This window comes from Rhizobium sp. AG207R, from assembly GCF_027109195.1.
In the GTDB taxonomy this organism is placed as follows: Bacteria; Pseudomonadota; Alphaproteobacteria; order Rhizobiales; family Rhizobiaceae; genus Rhizobium; species Rhizobium dioscoreae.
On sequence record NZ_JAEPVT010000011.1, the window covers coordinates 280,051 to 293,429 of the forward strand.

17 protein-coding genes and 1 pseudogene are annotated in these 13,379 nt (G+C 56.2%); 11 read left to right on the top strand and 7 right to left on the bottom strand.

The genetic code is table 11. From position 1 onward, the window contains the following. Nucleotides 1-966: a glycoside hydrolase family 16 protein gene (locus tag JJQ51_RS25525; RefSeq protein ID WP_269245478.1), complete on the bottom strand. Its 966-nt coding sequence runs from the start codon at nucleotides 964-966 to the stop codon at nucleotides 1-3. A 27-nt stretch (nucleotides 967-993) separates the two neighbouring features. Between JJQ51_RS25525 and JJQ51_RS25530 the strand changes: the two genes are divergently transcribed. The 4 genes from JJQ51_RS25530 (at nucleotide 994) to JJQ51_RS25545 (ending at nucleotide 5,586) form a co-directional block, all read left to right on the top strand. Further along, nucleotides 994-2,418: a hypothetical protein gene (locus JJQ51_RS25530; protein WP_269245479.1), complete on the top strand. Its 1,425-nt coding sequence runs from the start codon at nucleotides 994-996 to the stop codon at nucleotides 2,416-2,418. Next, complete coding sequence (locus JJQ51_RS25535) at nucleotides 2,415-3,635, top strand: polysaccharide pyruvyl transferase family protein (RefSeq protein WP_113353319.1); 1,221 nt, start codon at nucleotides 2,415-2,417, stop codon at nucleotides 3,633-3,635. The genes JJQ51_RS25530 and JJQ51_RS25535 overlap by 4 nt, the downstream gene beginning before the upstream one ends. Before the next feature lie 88 nt (nucleotides 3,636-3,723). After that, on the top strand, nucleotides 3,724-4,560 hold the full coding sequence (locus JJQ51_RS25540; protein WP_152093969.1) for a Crp/Fnr family transcriptional regulator: 837 nt from the start codon (nucleotides 3,724-3,726) through the stop codon (nucleotides 4,558-4,560). A gap of 258 nt (nucleotides 4,561-4,818) precedes the next feature. Further along, nucleotides 4,819-5,586, top strand: a complete 768-nt coding sequence (locus tag JJQ51_RS25545; protein ID WP_069615132.1) for a response regulator transcription factor — start codon at nucleotides 4,819-4,821, stop codon at nucleotides 5,584-5,586. A gap of 387 nt (nucleotides 5,587-5,973) precedes the next feature. Here the strand turns inward: JJQ51_RS25545 and JJQ51_RS25550 are convergent, their stop codons facing one another. Together JJQ51_RS25550 and JJQ51_RS33000 are read right to left on the bottom strand one after the other, a co-directional pair. Beyond that, nucleotides 5,974-6,399: a DUF6941 family protein gene (locus JJQ51_RS25550; protein WP_113331208.1), complete on the bottom strand. Its 426-nt coding sequence runs from the start codon at nucleotides 6,397-6,399 to the stop codon at nucleotides 5,974-5,976. Between the two features lie 5 nt (nucleotides 6,400-6,404). Next, nucleotides 6,405-6,815 carry a helix-turn-helix domain-containing protein gene (locus JJQ51_RS33000; RefSeq protein WP_113331207.1) on the bottom strand — a complete coding sequence of 137 codons (411 nt, stop codon included), beginning with the start codon at nucleotides 6,813-6,815 and terminating at the stop codon, nucleotides 6,405-6,407. On the opposite strand from JJQ51_RS33000, the gene JJQ51_RS25555 reads away from it, so the two are divergent. From JJQ51_RS25555 to JJQ51_RS25580, 6 genes are all read left to right on the top strand, one after another. Then, nucleotides 6,763-7,074, top strand: a complete 312-nt coding sequence (locus tag JJQ51_RS25555) for a hypothetical protein (RefSeq protein WP_183810310.1) — start codon at nucleotides 6,763-6,765, stop codon at nucleotides 7,072-7,074. The two genes, JJQ51_RS33000 and JJQ51_RS25555, sit on opposite strands and share 53 nt — an antisense overlap. 536 nt (nucleotides 7,075-7,610) lie before the next feature. Next, nucleotides 7,611-8,684: a hypothetical protein gene (locus JJQ51_RS25560; RefSeq protein WP_113353317.1), complete on the top strand. Its 1,074-nt coding sequence runs from the start codon at nucleotides 7,611-7,613 to the stop codon at nucleotides 8,682-8,684. Between the two features lie 27 nt (nucleotides 8,685-8,711). Then, a complete protein-coding gene (gene csgH, locus JJQ51_RS25565; protein WP_113353316.1) occupies nucleotides 8,712-9,140 on the top strand; it encodes a curli-like amyloid fiber formation chaperone CsgH in 429 nt (142 codons plus the stop codon). After that, nucleotides 9,122-9,646: a hypothetical protein gene (locus JJQ51_RS25570; protein ID WP_152095118.1), complete on the top strand. Its 525-nt coding sequence runs from the start codon at nucleotides 9,122-9,124 to the stop codon at nucleotides 9,644-9,646. Before csgH ends, JJQ51_RS25570 begins: the two co-directional genes overlap by 19 nt. A 59-nt stretch (nucleotides 9,647-9,705) precedes the next feature. Continuing rightward, nucleotides 9,706-9,996 (top strand): curli assembly protein CsgF, encoded by a 291-nt coding sequence (locus tag JJQ51_RS25575; RefSeq protein ID WP_173002535.1) that lies wholly within the window; start codon nucleotides 9,706-9,708, stop codon nucleotides 9,994-9,996. A gap of 56 nt (nucleotides 9,997-10,052) precedes the next feature. Beyond that, complete coding sequence (locus JJQ51_RS25580; RefSeq protein WP_113353314.1) at nucleotides 10,053-11,033, top strand: CsgG/HfaB family protein; 981 nt, start codon at nucleotides 10,053-10,055, stop codon at nucleotides 11,031-11,033. Between the two features lie 17 nt (nucleotides 11,034-11,050). Here the strand turns inward: JJQ51_RS25580 and JJQ51_RS25585 are convergent, their stop codons facing one another. Together JJQ51_RS25585 and JJQ51_RS25590 are read right to left on the bottom strand one after the other, a co-directional pair. Continuing rightward, nucleotides 11,051-11,341: a hypothetical protein gene (locus JJQ51_RS25585; protein WP_145634339.1), complete on the bottom strand. Its 291-nt coding sequence runs from the start codon at nucleotides 11,339-11,341 to the stop codon at nucleotides 11,051-11,053. A 195-nt stretch (nucleotides 11,342-11,536) separates the two neighbouring features. Beyond that, nucleotides 11,537-11,878 carry a hypothetical protein gene (locus JJQ51_RS25590; protein ID WP_145321361.1) on the bottom strand — a complete coding sequence of 114 codons (342 nt, stop codon included), beginning with the start codon at nucleotides 11,876-11,878 and terminating at the stop codon, nucleotides 11,537-11,539. Nucleotides 11,879-12,050: 172 nt separating this feature from the next. Between JJQ51_RS25590 and JJQ51_RS25595 the strand changes: the two genes are divergently transcribed. Next, complete coding sequence (locus JJQ51_RS25595) at nucleotides 12,051-12,683, top strand: invasion associated locus B family protein (protein WP_113331199.1); 633 nt, start codon at nucleotides 12,051-12,053, stop codon at nucleotides 12,681-12,683. Nucleotides 12,684-12,898: 215 nt separating this feature from the next. On the opposite strand, the pseudogene JJQ51_RS25600 reads toward JJQ51_RS25595, so the two are convergent. After that, nucleotides 12,899-13,252 (bottom strand): annotated as a pseudogene (locus JJQ51_RS25600) (hypothetical protein); the annotation flags it as partial. Between the two features lie 32 nt (nucleotides 13,253-13,284). Next, a partial coding sequence (locus JJQ51_RS25605; protein WP_143556301.1) for an integrase core domain-containing protein occupies nucleotides 13,285-13,379 on the bottom strand: 95 nt, incomplete at its 5' end.

A 13,379-nucleotide genomic window follows, 5' to 3' on the forward strand; every position in this document is an offset into this window, starting at 1 on the left:
CTATTTGAACTGATAGGCTCTGACGTAATCGACAAACATGAAGGATGGGTCGGCCGCAGCCATTTTGGATATGCCTTCGACGATACCGAGGTCGATGAGCATATACAGCGGCTGGCGATGTTCTGGCGGAATTTTGGTTTTCCAGACGAGATTACCGTCGAAATACATGCGTATGAAATCGGAATCGATCTTCACGCCATAGGTGTGCAAATCAGCGGGATTTGCGGTGGCGAACACCTTGATGCGGGAAAAGGCCGAATCGTGCCGCCCATCCCGATGCCAAACATGCACCGTTGAAGAGTAGGCGCCGGGCTTATCGCCGTAATATTCGATGACATCTATCTCGGCGGTAGCCTTTGACCGATCCTTGCCGATAAGCCAGAAGGCCGGCCAGACACCGGGGCCATCCGGCAATCGCGCCCGCATCTCGAAGTAGCCATATTGCTGAGAAAAGCCATTTCCATGCTCATCGACAGAGGCAATCAAGCCGGAGCGCCATAGACGTTTGCTGTCGCGTGCAGCGGTAATGCGCAACATACCGTCCTGGATTGCGAAGGGGAAGTCGCCACTCGGATCCGAGAAGCGAGCGCCGCCAAAGTCGCCATTCCATGGTGTGTGGGAAATCCAGCGGGTACCAGGACCCCAGGCGGAGATGCTGAGATCGTTGAAAGCATCCTCGAAGGTAAGTGTCATGCTGCTGACATCAAGCGTATCGCCCGTATCACCGGCGCGAACAATTCCTACATCCATGATCGAAACTAACGCAGCCGCAATAGACGCGCGAAGAAATACGCGGCGGTTGCTCCTGCATCGAACATTAGATATCCGCGAGAACTGATCCATGAATGCAAGCATGAACGGTGCAATTTCCGCGGTATAGAACGTATTTCGGCCATAACGTCCACCAAAAGGCTTAGGCGCGGCGGAAATACAGCTGCATGACGCCGTGGTAGTTTGCGGCGACATTGAGGCAGAACAACCGGATTGCCAGACATGAATGCCATGGGGCTCGTAACACTGATTGTAGGAGTTGTTGCGCTGACCGCGCCTGTGCGATGGTCATTCATCATCATGGTTTTGTCGACGGTATTCGGTGCGGCGGCGGCCTTCAGCATACCCGGTCTTGGCGGTGCATCGGTACTCGTTCCGAGCCTGTTTTTGGTATTCTTCGCCGCACGGTTGTTTGCGGCCTACGGGGAGGGGCCGTTCCTCGGCGCCCTGGCTCCCTGGCGCCCTGGTTTCTTTCTGCTGCTTCTGACGGCCTTCGGAATCTTCTCTGCGATTTTCTTCCCGCGCATGTTCCAAGGCATGACGCAGACGATGACGGTCGAACGATCGATTGGGGCACGTAACCTGATTGCATTGGTGCCGCTGCGTTTCTCTTCGAACAATATCACTCAATCGGTCTACGCGGTGGGTGGCCTCATCTGCTTCATAACGACCTTTGCCTTCTTTCGTCGCCAGGGCACCCCTTCGGCCTTTATCAACGGCGTGCTGGTCGTTATCGGTGTCAACCTCGGCTTCGCGCTCGCCGACATAGTGACCCATTTCACACATACAGACTTTCTGCTGAGTTTCGTGCGGACAGCCAATTACGCGCTCCTGACCAATGCCGAAAAGGGCGGCCTGAAGCGCATTTCAGGCACTTTTCCCGAAGCCTCGGCCTTCGCCGATTTCACGCTCGTGCTCTTTGCCATCGTCACCAGCCTCTGGCTTGGGGGCATCCGCTCGAAGGTCACCGGCACTTTTTCAGGTCTGCTGCTGGTCGCGCTGATCCTGTCGACGTCGGCGACCGCACTTGTCGGGCTCGCCGCCATCCTGCCGATCCTCAGCCTCCAGTCGTTTCTGGCCTCCCGTCGCGAGCCTGGCGCCGGCCGGCCCGTTCTGATCGTGTCCATTCTGGCGAGCATGCCGCTCGTCATCTTCTTCGTTCTCATCGTCATGCCGGATCTCGCGCATAATCTGCAAGATTTTCTGGACGAGATGCTCTTTTCGAAGGCCGATAGCCAGTCGGGGCGGGAGCGCTTCATGTGGAACGCCATGGCTTACCGGGCCTTTCTGGACACGAGTGGTTTTGGCGCCGGCCTTGGGAGTGCCCGGGCATCGAGCTTCGGTCTGGTGCTGCTGTCCAATATCGGCGTCTTCGGAACGCTACTCTTTGCGATGTTCGTCGCTCGGCTGCTCTTGGCCGACATGTGCGGATCGCATTCATCATCGCGGGAAACCACCGCGGTTCTGCGCGCTGCTAAGGCCGGGATCATCACGGTTCTCATTTCAGCGGCCACGTCCGGCACTGTTTATGACCTCGGACTGATGTTCTATATCCTCGCTGGCAGCATTTCCGCGCTGAGTGCCGAAGCACGGCAGATCGGGGGCGAATACACTCCGCGGCTGCGCACCATCGGGGAGATGCAATGAAGGTTGTCGTCTTCAACGTCAAATACAGCGAAAACCTCGGGGACGGGCTGCTTGCGGAATGCGTCGAATCCGCCTTGGCGAGCGGCAGGGATGAGATCGAAGTGGAGACGATCGACCTTGCCGGGCGACAGGCCTTCGCGACAGGCCATGGCGGCCGCAGGCGGCTTGCGCTGGAATTGCTCCATCGACTGCCCGCGGGCGCCCGTCGGCGGCTCGTTCGCGTCGTACTGGAGCGCAGGCTGCGCGCGCTTCGCGGACAGTGGGAAGAGAAGGTTGCGGTTGCCGATGCCGTCGTGATCGGCGGCGGGAACCTGTTTCAGGACGATGATCTCAATTTCCCGCTGAAGATCGGTGCTGTGCTCGATTGTGTCGTGCGGTACGATCGGCCGCTGGCGATCTATGCGGTTGGGGTGGGCGCCCATTGGTCGGAGCCAGCATATCATCTCTTCGCGCGATTGAAGCAGGCGCGCCTTGTTCATCTTTCGGTACGCGACGGCTTCGCGCAGGATAACTGGCGCGAGCATTTTCCCGATGGACCCGGTGCGAAGATCGTGCGTGATCCCGGACTGCTGATCCAGGCCTCGCCGGGGCATGAAGGCGTACGTGCTCCGTCCAAAGGCCCTTTGACCATAGGTCTATGCGTGACGGATCCCATCGTCCTGCATCGGCATGGTGCCGTTCAGACCGATGGTATCCCCTTCGCCGATGTTGAAGCCTATCGCGATCTGATCGAGCTTCTCCTGGATGACGGCCAGCAGGTGGTCTTGTTTTGCAATGGAGCCAAAGAGGATCAAGCTTTTGCGGAGCGCATCGGCGCTTCGCTCGCCAGGCAGCGTATCGCCACGTCCGGCACCCTGGATGTTTGCAGACGCCCGCGGCTTCCGATCGATCTCATCCAGATCATCCAGTCGCTGGATGTGGTTCTGGCTCACAGATTGCACGCATGCATTGCCGCCTATGCGCTCGGAATTCCGCATGTCGGCTTGGCTTGGGACAAGAAGGTCGAAGGTTTCTTCAACTCGGTCGGGCGCGAAAGCTACTTCATAAAGGGAGTATCGCCACCGCCGAAGCACGTCGCCCTGCTCCTGAAGGCAGCACAGCAGGAAGGCATAGAGGCGCGCCGCCATCGCGACACGATTTCGGAAGCCCGCGCCGGAATCTCCAACATGCGGCGACATCTGGTCGAGCGCGACCAATGCGTTATGTCGCGGATATAGGTGCACGCAAAACGATACAAGAGGTCGTTAGTATAGAATTTGTGACGCGGACGGAAATACTAAAAGGTATACATAAAGACATCGAATTTTGTCCCGCTATGGCGGTAAAAATTCGAGGAACAACGGATATCGATTTGCAATAAAGACATCGTGGATTTTCTATGGTATTAAATACTTGGAACTCACGAAAAATATATTTTCGAAAGGCCCATGGAGCGTTCGAAATATGCTTTTCGTCCGAGGGGATGACGGCATGGCAGCGCAGCTTTCAATTGAGCATATTCGCAGCCTCGGTGGTGTAGCGCGGACCTTTGTTGCAGGTAGTGTGATCTGCGACTACGACCACGATACGCCACGCCTTCTCTTTGTGCTCGATGGGTGGGCCTCGCGCAGCAAGATGCTTCCGAACGGCACGCGCTTCATGACGGAATTCGTGTTGCGCGGCGATATGATTTCGACATCCCTGACGGCGCTTTCGCGCGAGACCGTGCGGGCGATCACCAATGTCACGGTGATGGTCTTCCCTGACTTCACCTCTCTGCCGAAGATCGAGGCGCCAACGTTTTTCTATCGTATCGTCATTGCTGAACTGGTGCGACATCAGGCGCGCATGTCTGAGAGGCTCGCCAATATAGGACGCCGCGACGCTCTGGAGAAAACCGGCTACCTGCTGCTGGAGCTCGGGGCACGCATCGGTACTTCGCGGGACTATGCAAACGCAGAATACTTCGATTGTCCTTTGACCCAGGCGGATATTGGCGACGCGGTTGGCTTGTCGACGGTGCACATCAACCGCGTCCTCAGGGACATGCGTGAAGCCGGCCTGCTGTCCTTCCGCAACGGCATTGTCGCCTTTCTCGATCGGCCGCGTCTAGCCGATCTCGTCGACTTCGACGAGTCCTGTTTCGATACAACTATGGTTTGAGCAATACTTTGTCTCCATTACTAATGGAGCAAGAAAGAATTATTTTATGCAATATTTAAATTCATTATTAACATATGTTAATGCGCGGAAAAACAAAATAAGCAATTACTACGGTAACATAAACCTAAAAAGAGGGGAAAAATATGGGAACTCAAGAAGATCCTCGGCTTAAACGGATGTTATTCTCTTTAAATCGAGTAAATACTCTAAAGGTTGCAAGAAATACAAAGGCCATTTTAAAAGTTGGGGGTAACGGCCATGATTGGACAATCGCTCACAAGTGAAAAATTCACGTCAGACACGGGCGCACGCATCATTTCAGTTCGGACATCCGACACGTTGAGGCCATTCATCGCATCCGGCACGCCCGGGATCGATGAATGGGAAGACTATATTCTTCTCATAGATTCTCGCGCTCTCGATCGCGAGTGCCTGTCGAAAAGTCTGACCGAATGCGATAGCGCCATGCATATCGTTACCGTGGGTTCGCTCGACGAATGGCAGATGCGCAATATGCAAGTATTACCGTCCGCGGTTCTCTTCATGATCGGCGGCCGTAAGGTTTCCGACGCGGATGTCAGTGCCAAGATCTGCGCTCTGGTGGAAAGATTCCAGACGAGCCCTGTGATCGTCGGCGCTGATGGCGATGAGCTTGCACAGTTGCTGCATGCGCTGGAGTGCGGCGCCCGCGGCTACATCCCGACCAGCGTCGGAATCAAGGTCGCCGCCGAAGCAGTGGCTCTCGCGCGGGCAGGTGGTGTCTTCGTGCCGGCAAGCAGCCTGCTGGCTGCCAAGGAGGCGATCGCACCCGTGGCCAGCCGCAACTGCTGCCTCGACAGCTTGTTTACGCCACGCGAAGTCGTCGTCGCGGAGGCTTTGAGACGAGGCAAGGCAAACAAGATCATCGCCTACGAGATGGATCTTTGCGAGAGCACGGTCAAAGTGCACATTCGCAATATCATGAAGAAACTGAACGCGACGAACCGAACGGAAGTTGCCTACAAGATTCGGGAACTCGTTCGATAATAAGTCGGCCGCGACCACCTATCATATAAAATAATGCCGGGAAGCGCCGTGTCGCTCCAGCTAGAAGACATCGGCCCCCGGCGCCGGCGCAACAAGTGACCTGCAGGGCAGGTTCGCAAAGCCTCGGCTCTTGAAGCTGCCGTCGCTCGATGGAAAAGCGCCGGCGGCTGATCGCCGCCAAAAGTTGATATAGCAAGTTGGGGATTCCCGCGTATTTGAGCTGCCGGGCCTGTTCTAAGGGGCCGACCAACAGGCATTTCCGCCAAAGTTTGAGTTTGCTGCTTTTGTACGATGAGCGCAGCTTCCACACGCATCGACGACGGCATCTCAAAAACCAATCCGACAAATGTCGATGCTGTTTGGTGGCCGAAGCTCGCGCGGGTCAGCTCAGTGTTGCACCACACGCAGGGACGCGATTTCCGCGGGCTTGTCGTCGATGATCGCACTGACGGTCAGAAGGCCTGGCTGACGCAATCTCAGCGGTGAAAAGACAAGGCTGGCGCCCACGACGACATTGATCGGGATATCACTCGCCTCCGCGTTCTCCACGACATCCTTCTGCTCGCTCAGCTGGGCGGCGTCCAATCGCTCTTCAAGAAGCGGCTGACGGTCGCCGGGCGCGGTGCAACGCAAAACGATCGATCGGTAGGGTTCCGTCGCCAAGGTGATCAGATTCACATGCACGCAGAACTTCGGCAGTGAAAAAGGAAATTCCGGCAGCATCAGGACGCCGCTATAGACGCCGATGAAGCTGAGCTTTTCGCCGATTTCCGTGCGAACGTCGTCGCAAAATATGCAATATCCATAGCGCATGTGTTTCAATCGTCCCGATCGTTGTTGCTGCGAGCAATTATCGTGCGGATGGCCCTTGATGAGCTCCAGGAAACGGCCCCGCCGGACCGAACCGGATAGATAGCTGCCCGGGTCTCCGGTTCGGAGAGGCCACTAACGTCTGCCGTAGACCCCTTGGGATCGCACAGCTCAATGTGGATCTCTTTGTCGAGCGCCCAGGCGAGATCCGCGATCGAACGAAGCGGAAGCTCTGTTTGCCCGCAGAGATAACGGTTCAGATCCCTTCGGCTGACGCCGACCAACTCCGCAAGTCGCTGCTGAGTAAACCCTTTCTGCGATCGCCTTTCGAGGACGGCGGCGGCCAGGTCGCTGCGAACATCTGCGATGAAACGGCTGGCCGCCCGCGCCCGCGCCCCTATCTCAAACCGAAATGACATCTTCCGGATTTACTCCCTCTACGCACAACGCATCACCCACACCAAGCGTGCGGCGCAATCGGCGCACCTCCAGCCGATAGCCGCGGTAAAGATCGTGATCCTTCACATGATCGGCCCAGTCTCCAAAGACAGCGACAAAACAGTCTCGCATGGCGAACCAGCCGAATATGCGGAAATCGACAGTCTTCAATTCCCAAACCGCATTTCGTTCGACCCGGATTGCCCGGAATTGTCGGCAATGAATGAGCGGTTTCCCTGAAACGAATGTATAGAAAAGAAAATCCAGCTGCTCGACAGGCCTGAGGACCGCACCGAGCGACGATGGTTCGTCCTTGCTTACGCGCTCGCTCAACCAGTTCACGAAGCTTGGTGTCGCGAAAAGCAGTCGCTTGGGTGACTGCTTTCGACCAAGCTGGATCTCAACTTTAACGATTGCTTCGGATGCCACGAGACTGTCAAACGTAGCCATAGCTGTCAACTAATCCATTATCATGTGGCAAGCCTTTCATCGAAGCTATCTATGGGTAGCATGAATTGCTGCACACCTGGATTGTATTTATCTAGCTTTCATATGGGTTAGAATGCCTAATCAAAGAAGAGTATAGCTCATACGTCATAGCGATACACATCTAATCCGTTACTCATTTCGAAGTAGGCGCTTTCTATTTCACATAGATCTGCGTTGCTGTCTTAGTCCGAACGGTTCTCTTGTTCGGCTCTCCTTCCGCGGCCTATTAAAAAGCTCGAGGGCGGCGAATGGTCGCTTGCCCCGTCATGGAGAACAGGGAGGATCACATGAGGACGATTGGAGCTCTCGCCGTCTTGCTGGCAAGCACGTCTTTGACATTTGCCGGGCCCCCGTCGCCGCCAGCCGAAAACGAATCGTTTATCGGCCAGGTGGGTGCATTCAACGGTGCTTTCGTCAGTCAGAACACTGGCAATAATGATGCTCTGACATTCCAGAATGGCGTCGGCAACTTCGCCGTCACCAATCAGGACAAGGCCAAATCCAACACATCAGCCATCCTGCAATTCGGTGACGGCAACGTCGCCTTCGCCGACCAGAAAGGCAAGACGAACGATCAGAGCACGTTCCAGGCCGGCGTCATGAACTTCGCCTCGACCCTGCAGCGGGACGGCGCGGATAACAGCTCGACGATCGCCCAGTTCGGCTTTGGCAATTCCGCCTTCGCGGACCAGTCCAAGGGAGATAACTCCCAAGACACGCTGCAGGTCGGTGGCCTGAACTTCGCCTCGACAACCCAGACCGACGGCAAGCATGGCGGAAACGACTCCAGTACCATGCAGTTCGGCTGGGGTAATGGCGCCATCGTCGGCCAGGACGGCGGCGGCAACGACCAGACAACGCTGCAGGTCGGCGCCGGCAACTTTGCCGTCACCTCTCAGTTCGGTGTCATCGGCTTCAACGGCAATTCGTCGTCGACGACCCAGTTCGGTTGGGGCAATATATCCTTCGCCGATCAGGCGGGCGGCAACAACTCGCAAGACACGTTGCAGGCGGGCGCGCATAATTTCGCCATGACCGGCCAGTCGTCGTTCTTCGGCACGAACAAGGCGACCACGGCGCAGTTCGGTGTGGGCAACACCGCTCTGACATCCCAGATCGCCAATCCGCTCGGCTCCAACAATTCGATGATCGTGCAGGCCGGCTATCGCAATACCGCGATCGCTTCGCAATCGGGGCTGCAGACAGTGTTCCCCGTCAGCGGTTCGAACCTTCAGGGAACCATCCAGATCGGTTCGGGAAACTATGCCGTTACCTCTCAGACCAGCTCGAGCGGCCTGACGAACACGTCGGTTACGGCGCAGTTCGGCTATCGCAACACGGCCGTTACGGTCCAGCACTGAGTTTGCCGATGGAGGAGGCGAAAGCAAATGTCCGCCTCCTCCTTTAATGCGGCTGAACCAGCCATGTATGCCGGAAACAATGTCGGGCGATCAACATCCATCTTGCTTCTGAAATCCTTCTTGTCCGCGGCCTTGTTGTTCGCGTACGCCGCTCCTGCATCGTCTCAGGCTGAGTTTGAGTGCCTGATCAAGGCAGACAGGAAGGATGAGTTTCTTATGGTGCGGGCGATTGCAAAGTCTGTAGTAACAGTATCCGGAACATACAGGCTGGTTCTTTTCAAACATAGCGCAGCAGGTTCAAGCCAGAGCATTCAGCAAGGTAGCTTCGCATTAAAGCCAGGAGCAGAGAACCTTCTTGCCACGACAATTGTCGATGCAGGAAACGGGGTAGAACTGAGTGCAAGACTATTGATCGAAACCGATCGAGGTATATCACAATGCAGATTGCCAGAATGAAACGCCTGAACGATACGAAATCCGTGCTCGGCGCTGCTCTCGTCTTGGTTGCCTCGTTCTGCCAGATTGCAACGGAATGTCGAGCCGAGACGGCCTATGTCGCCCAGATCCCGGTAAATGTCACGACGACGGTGCAACTCGGAAATCTGCCGCCTCAACAGCAGCAGCAATATCATTCTTCGTCATCCCACCTTGCCGCAGGTATGGCCGCTACGCCGGAAGCGATCCTAGTGCCGCGAGGCAATAACTTGGCAAGGACGCTGGAAATAGGAACGCGCAACAGCGTGTATCACCTTCAGTCAGGAACGGGTAACAGCTCGACTGCCGGTATCATAGGGAACTACGGCAATATCAACGTCCTGCAGGGCGGCAATAATCTGAAGTCGAATGTCGTATTGCTGAATGGCGCAGGCCTGAACGTAAGTGTTCTTCAACCTGCGGGTTCGGCACCTGTCAATGTGCTGATCGCACGTTTACCGGGTGGTGGCTTGCTCATCAAACGTTGAGTGGACGCAGCAGCCTTTGAAAATAGGGGAGGGGAATAGCAATGAGAATAGATGCGGCAATGATTACAGTTGGTCTGGTAGCCTTGATGGCGGCGCCGGCCATGGCGGGGCAATTGGTCTATCAGCCAACCAATCCGACATTTGGGGGAAATCCGTTGAATGGTTCATTCCTTCTTTCGACGGCGCAGACGCAGGGCGCCGGCGTCAAGTCGGGGCAGCAACAGACGCCGGATCTATCCGGTCTCGACAAGGCCTTGAGTAATCTTGGGAACGTTAATCAAGGTACGGGTTCAACCGGAACATCTCCGGTCATCGTGATCCAGAGCGGCCAGGTGCCGGCCAATCCTTGAACCAAATTGATTGTGTCCTCGTTCGGTGTTGTTGGGAGCGATTTATTCGAGCGTCCATGTCACATGTTGGTTTTCCTGTCGCAGCCATTCTATGCGGATTGGGTCTTGGTGGCTGCGCCGCCGCGGGCAGCAGCCTCGACCCGATGAGCACTCCAGCGACGCTTATGCCCGCCACGAAGTCAGGTGTGGCATTGGAGAGTCTGCCGCCACCCATACAAAAGCTCGATGTGGCGGTCTATTCCTTTCCCGATCTGACGGGACAGAACAAACCCAATGAAAACTTTGCCGAATATTCCCGCGCTCTGACGCAGGGCGGCGCGCAGTTGTTGACTGACGTGCTGACCAAGGCTGGTAACGGTAACTGGTTCAATGTCGTCGAGCGCACGGATCTGCAGTCGCTGCTGCAGGAGCGCCAGATCATCCAGAACACGAGATCGGCGGTTTACGGCGCGAAGGCTGGCGGCATCCCGCCGCTTCGGTTTGCCGGAGTGCTGCTGGATGGCGGTATCATCGGTTATGATTCCAATGAAACGACTGGCGGTATCGGTGCCAATTATCTCGGGATCGGCGGAAACACACAATACCGAAAGGACATCGTTACCGTATCCTTGCGGGCCGTCAGCGTCAGTACGGGGCGGGTGCTAGCCTCTGTCAGCACGACCAAGACGATCTATTCCGTGCAGTTGCAGGGATCGGCGTTCCGTTTCGTCGGCGTCGACCAGCTGCTCCAGATCGAGGGCGGTATTACACGAAACGCGCCCACGACCTTGGGCGTCCAGGAAGGCATTCAGCTCGCAGTCTATTCGTTGATTTTCGAGGGCGTAAGGAACGGGCTGTGGCAATTCAGGGATGCCGCCGCAGGCGCGGCGTTCATGCGATATCTGGACGAGCATCAAAGAGCCATGACGTACAAGCTCGATGCCAACGGCCGACCGATCGGTCCGGCGGTCGCCGTTCCCGCCGCCAGCGCGGCGCAACCGGCCGTGGAGGCCGCTTCCCAGCCCATCCTGGTCAAGGACAGGCCGAAGAGCTTATGATCGTTGCCGGCGCCAAATCATTTTTTCCGGCAGATTTCGGATTGTGCGTTGTCAGGTCCGCAGGTCGCAGCTCCGTTCTGGGTGCTGGCATTCGGATTTGGTTTGACCGGAGCCTTGCCGGCAGGTCCTTTCTCCAGGTTGCCGTTCTTCCTCGGCGGAATACGTCCTTTCACCTGGGGAATTTGGGTCTCTGAAAATCCGGAACGCCGGATAATGGGTTGACCGCTTGCTAGGACATCGGCTGAGCCAAGCGTTCCGGCAAGAAGCAAGATAGCCGTAACAGCAATGATTTTACTGGGATGCATCATGTCGATACTGCTCCTGAATCGCAATCTTGAGCCGATATCGAATTATCGGCTCCGAACATGCCGCTCTCGAAGTTTCAGCTGGCCGAGGGCCTCTCGGTTTCATGCTTGCTGCCGCTCTCATTGGCGGTCTTGTTCTCGCCGCGCGCCTGGGGCGGTCGCCTGGTGCTTTGATCATTGCCTGCCGCCAAGATACAGTCAGCGTGATACCGCGCCTGACCCAACCGTTGGCAAATGGCCATCGGCCGGTGCGGCTGCAGCTCGCTCGGTCACGCCATTGCCCACATTCGGAAAAATGCTGCCTGCCAGTCGGACGTTCGCCTGCGTTCGTGATGCTTGCCTCGGCTTGTGCGGCATCACCCGGCGGTTAATCGGAGATCGAGGCACGGGCATGACGGATGTCTCCGGCAGCTGTTCGACGAAGGCAGGGTTTGCTTCCGCGGAGGGAGCCTGTTGCAGATAGCTTTCGTCGCATATGGCGCCATCGGTCAGCGCGAGCATGACGATCAGGGAGTAGCCGACAACGAGTCTTGATGTCATCTGAATCGTTCCCTGCGTTTTATTAGGATATTAAACGCCTATGTCCCTGCATTGAATAAATGAATTGAAATTCTTCGAATTTTTATCTTCTTTAAACGCAATTTGAAATTGATCAATATTCGACATTATTGCAATTGTACTATAAAATTGCAAACAAAATCGGGAGGATGGAATGAATTTATATTTGAAGACATTCCTGTGTTGTGTGATTTTCTCGCTTTGCGGAGCGGGCGTTTCCTCCACGCTCTGGGCCGATGATAGCTCAGCGACGCCGCAATCGGGGTCTCAAAATGTGACGCCGGATGCCGGCAAGAGCGATCCATCCAGCGCCGCGGCGCCGGCTCCGGCTACACCAGCGCCAGCCGGTCCGCAGATTAGCGAACAGAAGTTCGATGCGTGGATATTGCAATGTTCGGGCGACAAAACGATGAAGCCGCGCTGCCAGATCGTCTACCGGTTGACGTCACCGGATCAAAGGCAGGTGTTCATGGTCATCAGCATGGCGCGTTCCGCGGACAAGAAGATTGGCATGCAGATGGCTCTTCCGCTTGGTTTTGCTATTCAGGGTGGTGTGAAGATTGGCTTCGGCAGCAAATATTCGACGATGGCGAAGGTATCGCGCTGCACCACGCAAGGATGCCTAGTGGAGGGGTTGTGCCCACCCGCGATGCTTGCCGCCTTGATGAAGGAAAAGTCGGGAAAAGTCTCGATCCGGATGATGCAGGGAAACATGGCGGAGCTTCCGATCTCCCTGACCGGTTTCGGTGCCGCCTTCCAGGCTATGCAGGCAGACAGCGGATCATGATCGGGACGCTTCCGTCCACTCGCAGGTCATCGTTTTACGGCTACAAATAGAAAACTTCCGATATCGCTGCCAGCGGCCGCTTGGTGATCTCCGAAAATTCAGGATCTTGCCGACTTGTCATGAATTGGCCGGCTCCACGTCCTCACGTGTTTCCGGAAGGGCGGCGAAGGTGGCCACTCGCACGATCTCCTTCGCCGCTTCATCATCAGTCGACGCTACGTTCCATTCATCACCTGCAGGTCGGCGACATCGATGCCGTGCGTGTCGAACCACCATTCCGGTGGCATGTCGGGATATTTTTCGCGAAGGCGCAAATATTTGGAGCGCAATCGTTCCTGACGCACGACTTCCTGTTCGAAATAGGGATGGTCCAGTGCTCCGCCCATCACATGGATGCGGCGAAGGAGCTTTCGCAAGACATATCCCTGCTCCTTGTTTCCCGGCTTGTAGCCGCTCTCCACGATCCGCATGACGGTATCTTGCAATGTGACCAGAGCGTCATCCGGAGGCGTCCCGTTCAAGATCATGTCCAGACGTTCGGCACCGAAACCCACGTCGATACAGGTTCCTGGAGTGCTCCCCGTTTCACCGGACATGTCGGCTAGTTTGATTTAGCCCTGATGAACTGCCGTGGGGAAGCCATCTTGAGCGCGGAATGGGGATGGATTTCGTTGTAGTCCTCGATCCATCCGTCAA

Excerpts from the sequence above, each read along its gene's own strand:
- JJQ51_RS25525 (WP_269245478.1), bottom strand. The coding sequence starts at position 966 with ATGTCGCCGCAAACTACCACGGCGTCATGCAGCTGTATTTCCGCCGCG.
- JJQ51_RS25530 (WP_269245479.1), top strand. The coding sequence starts at position 994 with ATGAATGCCATGGGGCTCGTAACACTGATTGTAGGAGTTGTTGCGCTG.
- JJQ51_RS25535 (WP_113353319.1), top strand. The coding sequence starts at position 2,415 with ATGAAGGTTGTCGTCTTCAACGTCAAATACAGCGAAAACCTCGGGGAC.
- JJQ51_RS25545 (WP_069615132.1), top strand. The coding sequence starts at position 4,819 with ATGATTGGACAATCGCTCACAAGTGAAAAATTCACGTCAGACACGGGC.
- JJQ51_RS25550 (WP_113331208.1), bottom strand. The coding sequence starts at position 6,399 with ATGCGCTATGGATATTGCATATTTTGCGACGACGTTCGCACGGAAATC.
- JJQ51_RS25555 (WP_183810310.1), top strand. The coding sequence starts at position 6,763 with ATGAAACGGCTGGCCGCCCGCGCCCGCGCCCCTATCTCAAACCGAAAT.
- JJQ51_RS33000 (WP_113331207.1), bottom strand. The coding sequence starts at position 6,815 with ATGTCATTTCGGTTTGAGATAGGGGCGCGGGCGCGGGCGGCCAGCCGT.
- JJQ51_RS25560 (WP_113353317.1), top strand. The coding sequence starts at position 7,611 with ATGAGGACGATTGGAGCTCTCGCCGTCTTGCTGGCAAGCACGTCTTTG.
- csgH (WP_113353316.1), top strand. The coding sequence starts at position 8,712 with ATGTCCGCCTCCTCCTTTAATGCGGCTGAACCAGCCATGTATGCCGGA.
- JJQ51_RS25570 (WP_152095118.1), top strand. The coding sequence starts at position 9,122 with ATGCAGATTGCCAGAATGAAACGCCTGAACGATACGAAATCCGTGCTC.
- JJQ51_RS25575 (WP_173002535.1), top strand. The coding sequence starts at position 9,706 with ATGATTACAGTTGGTCTGGTAGCCTTGATGGCGGCGCCGGCCATGGCG.
- JJQ51_RS25580 (WP_113353314.1), top strand. The coding sequence starts at position 10,053 with ATGTCACATGTTGGTTTTCCTGTCGCAGCCATTCTATGCGGATTGGGT.
- JJQ51_RS25585 (WP_145634339.1), bottom strand. The coding sequence starts at position 11,341 with ATGATGCATCCCAGTAAAATCATTGCTGTTACGGCTATCTTGCTTCTT.
- JJQ51_RS25590 (WP_145321361.1), bottom strand. The coding sequence starts at position 11,878 with ATGACATCAAGACTCGTTGTCGGCTACTCCCTGATCGTCATGCTCGCG.
- JJQ51_RS25595 (WP_113331199.1), top strand. The coding sequence starts at position 12,051 with ATGAATTTATATTTGAAGACATTCCTGTGTTGTGTGATTTTCTCGCTT.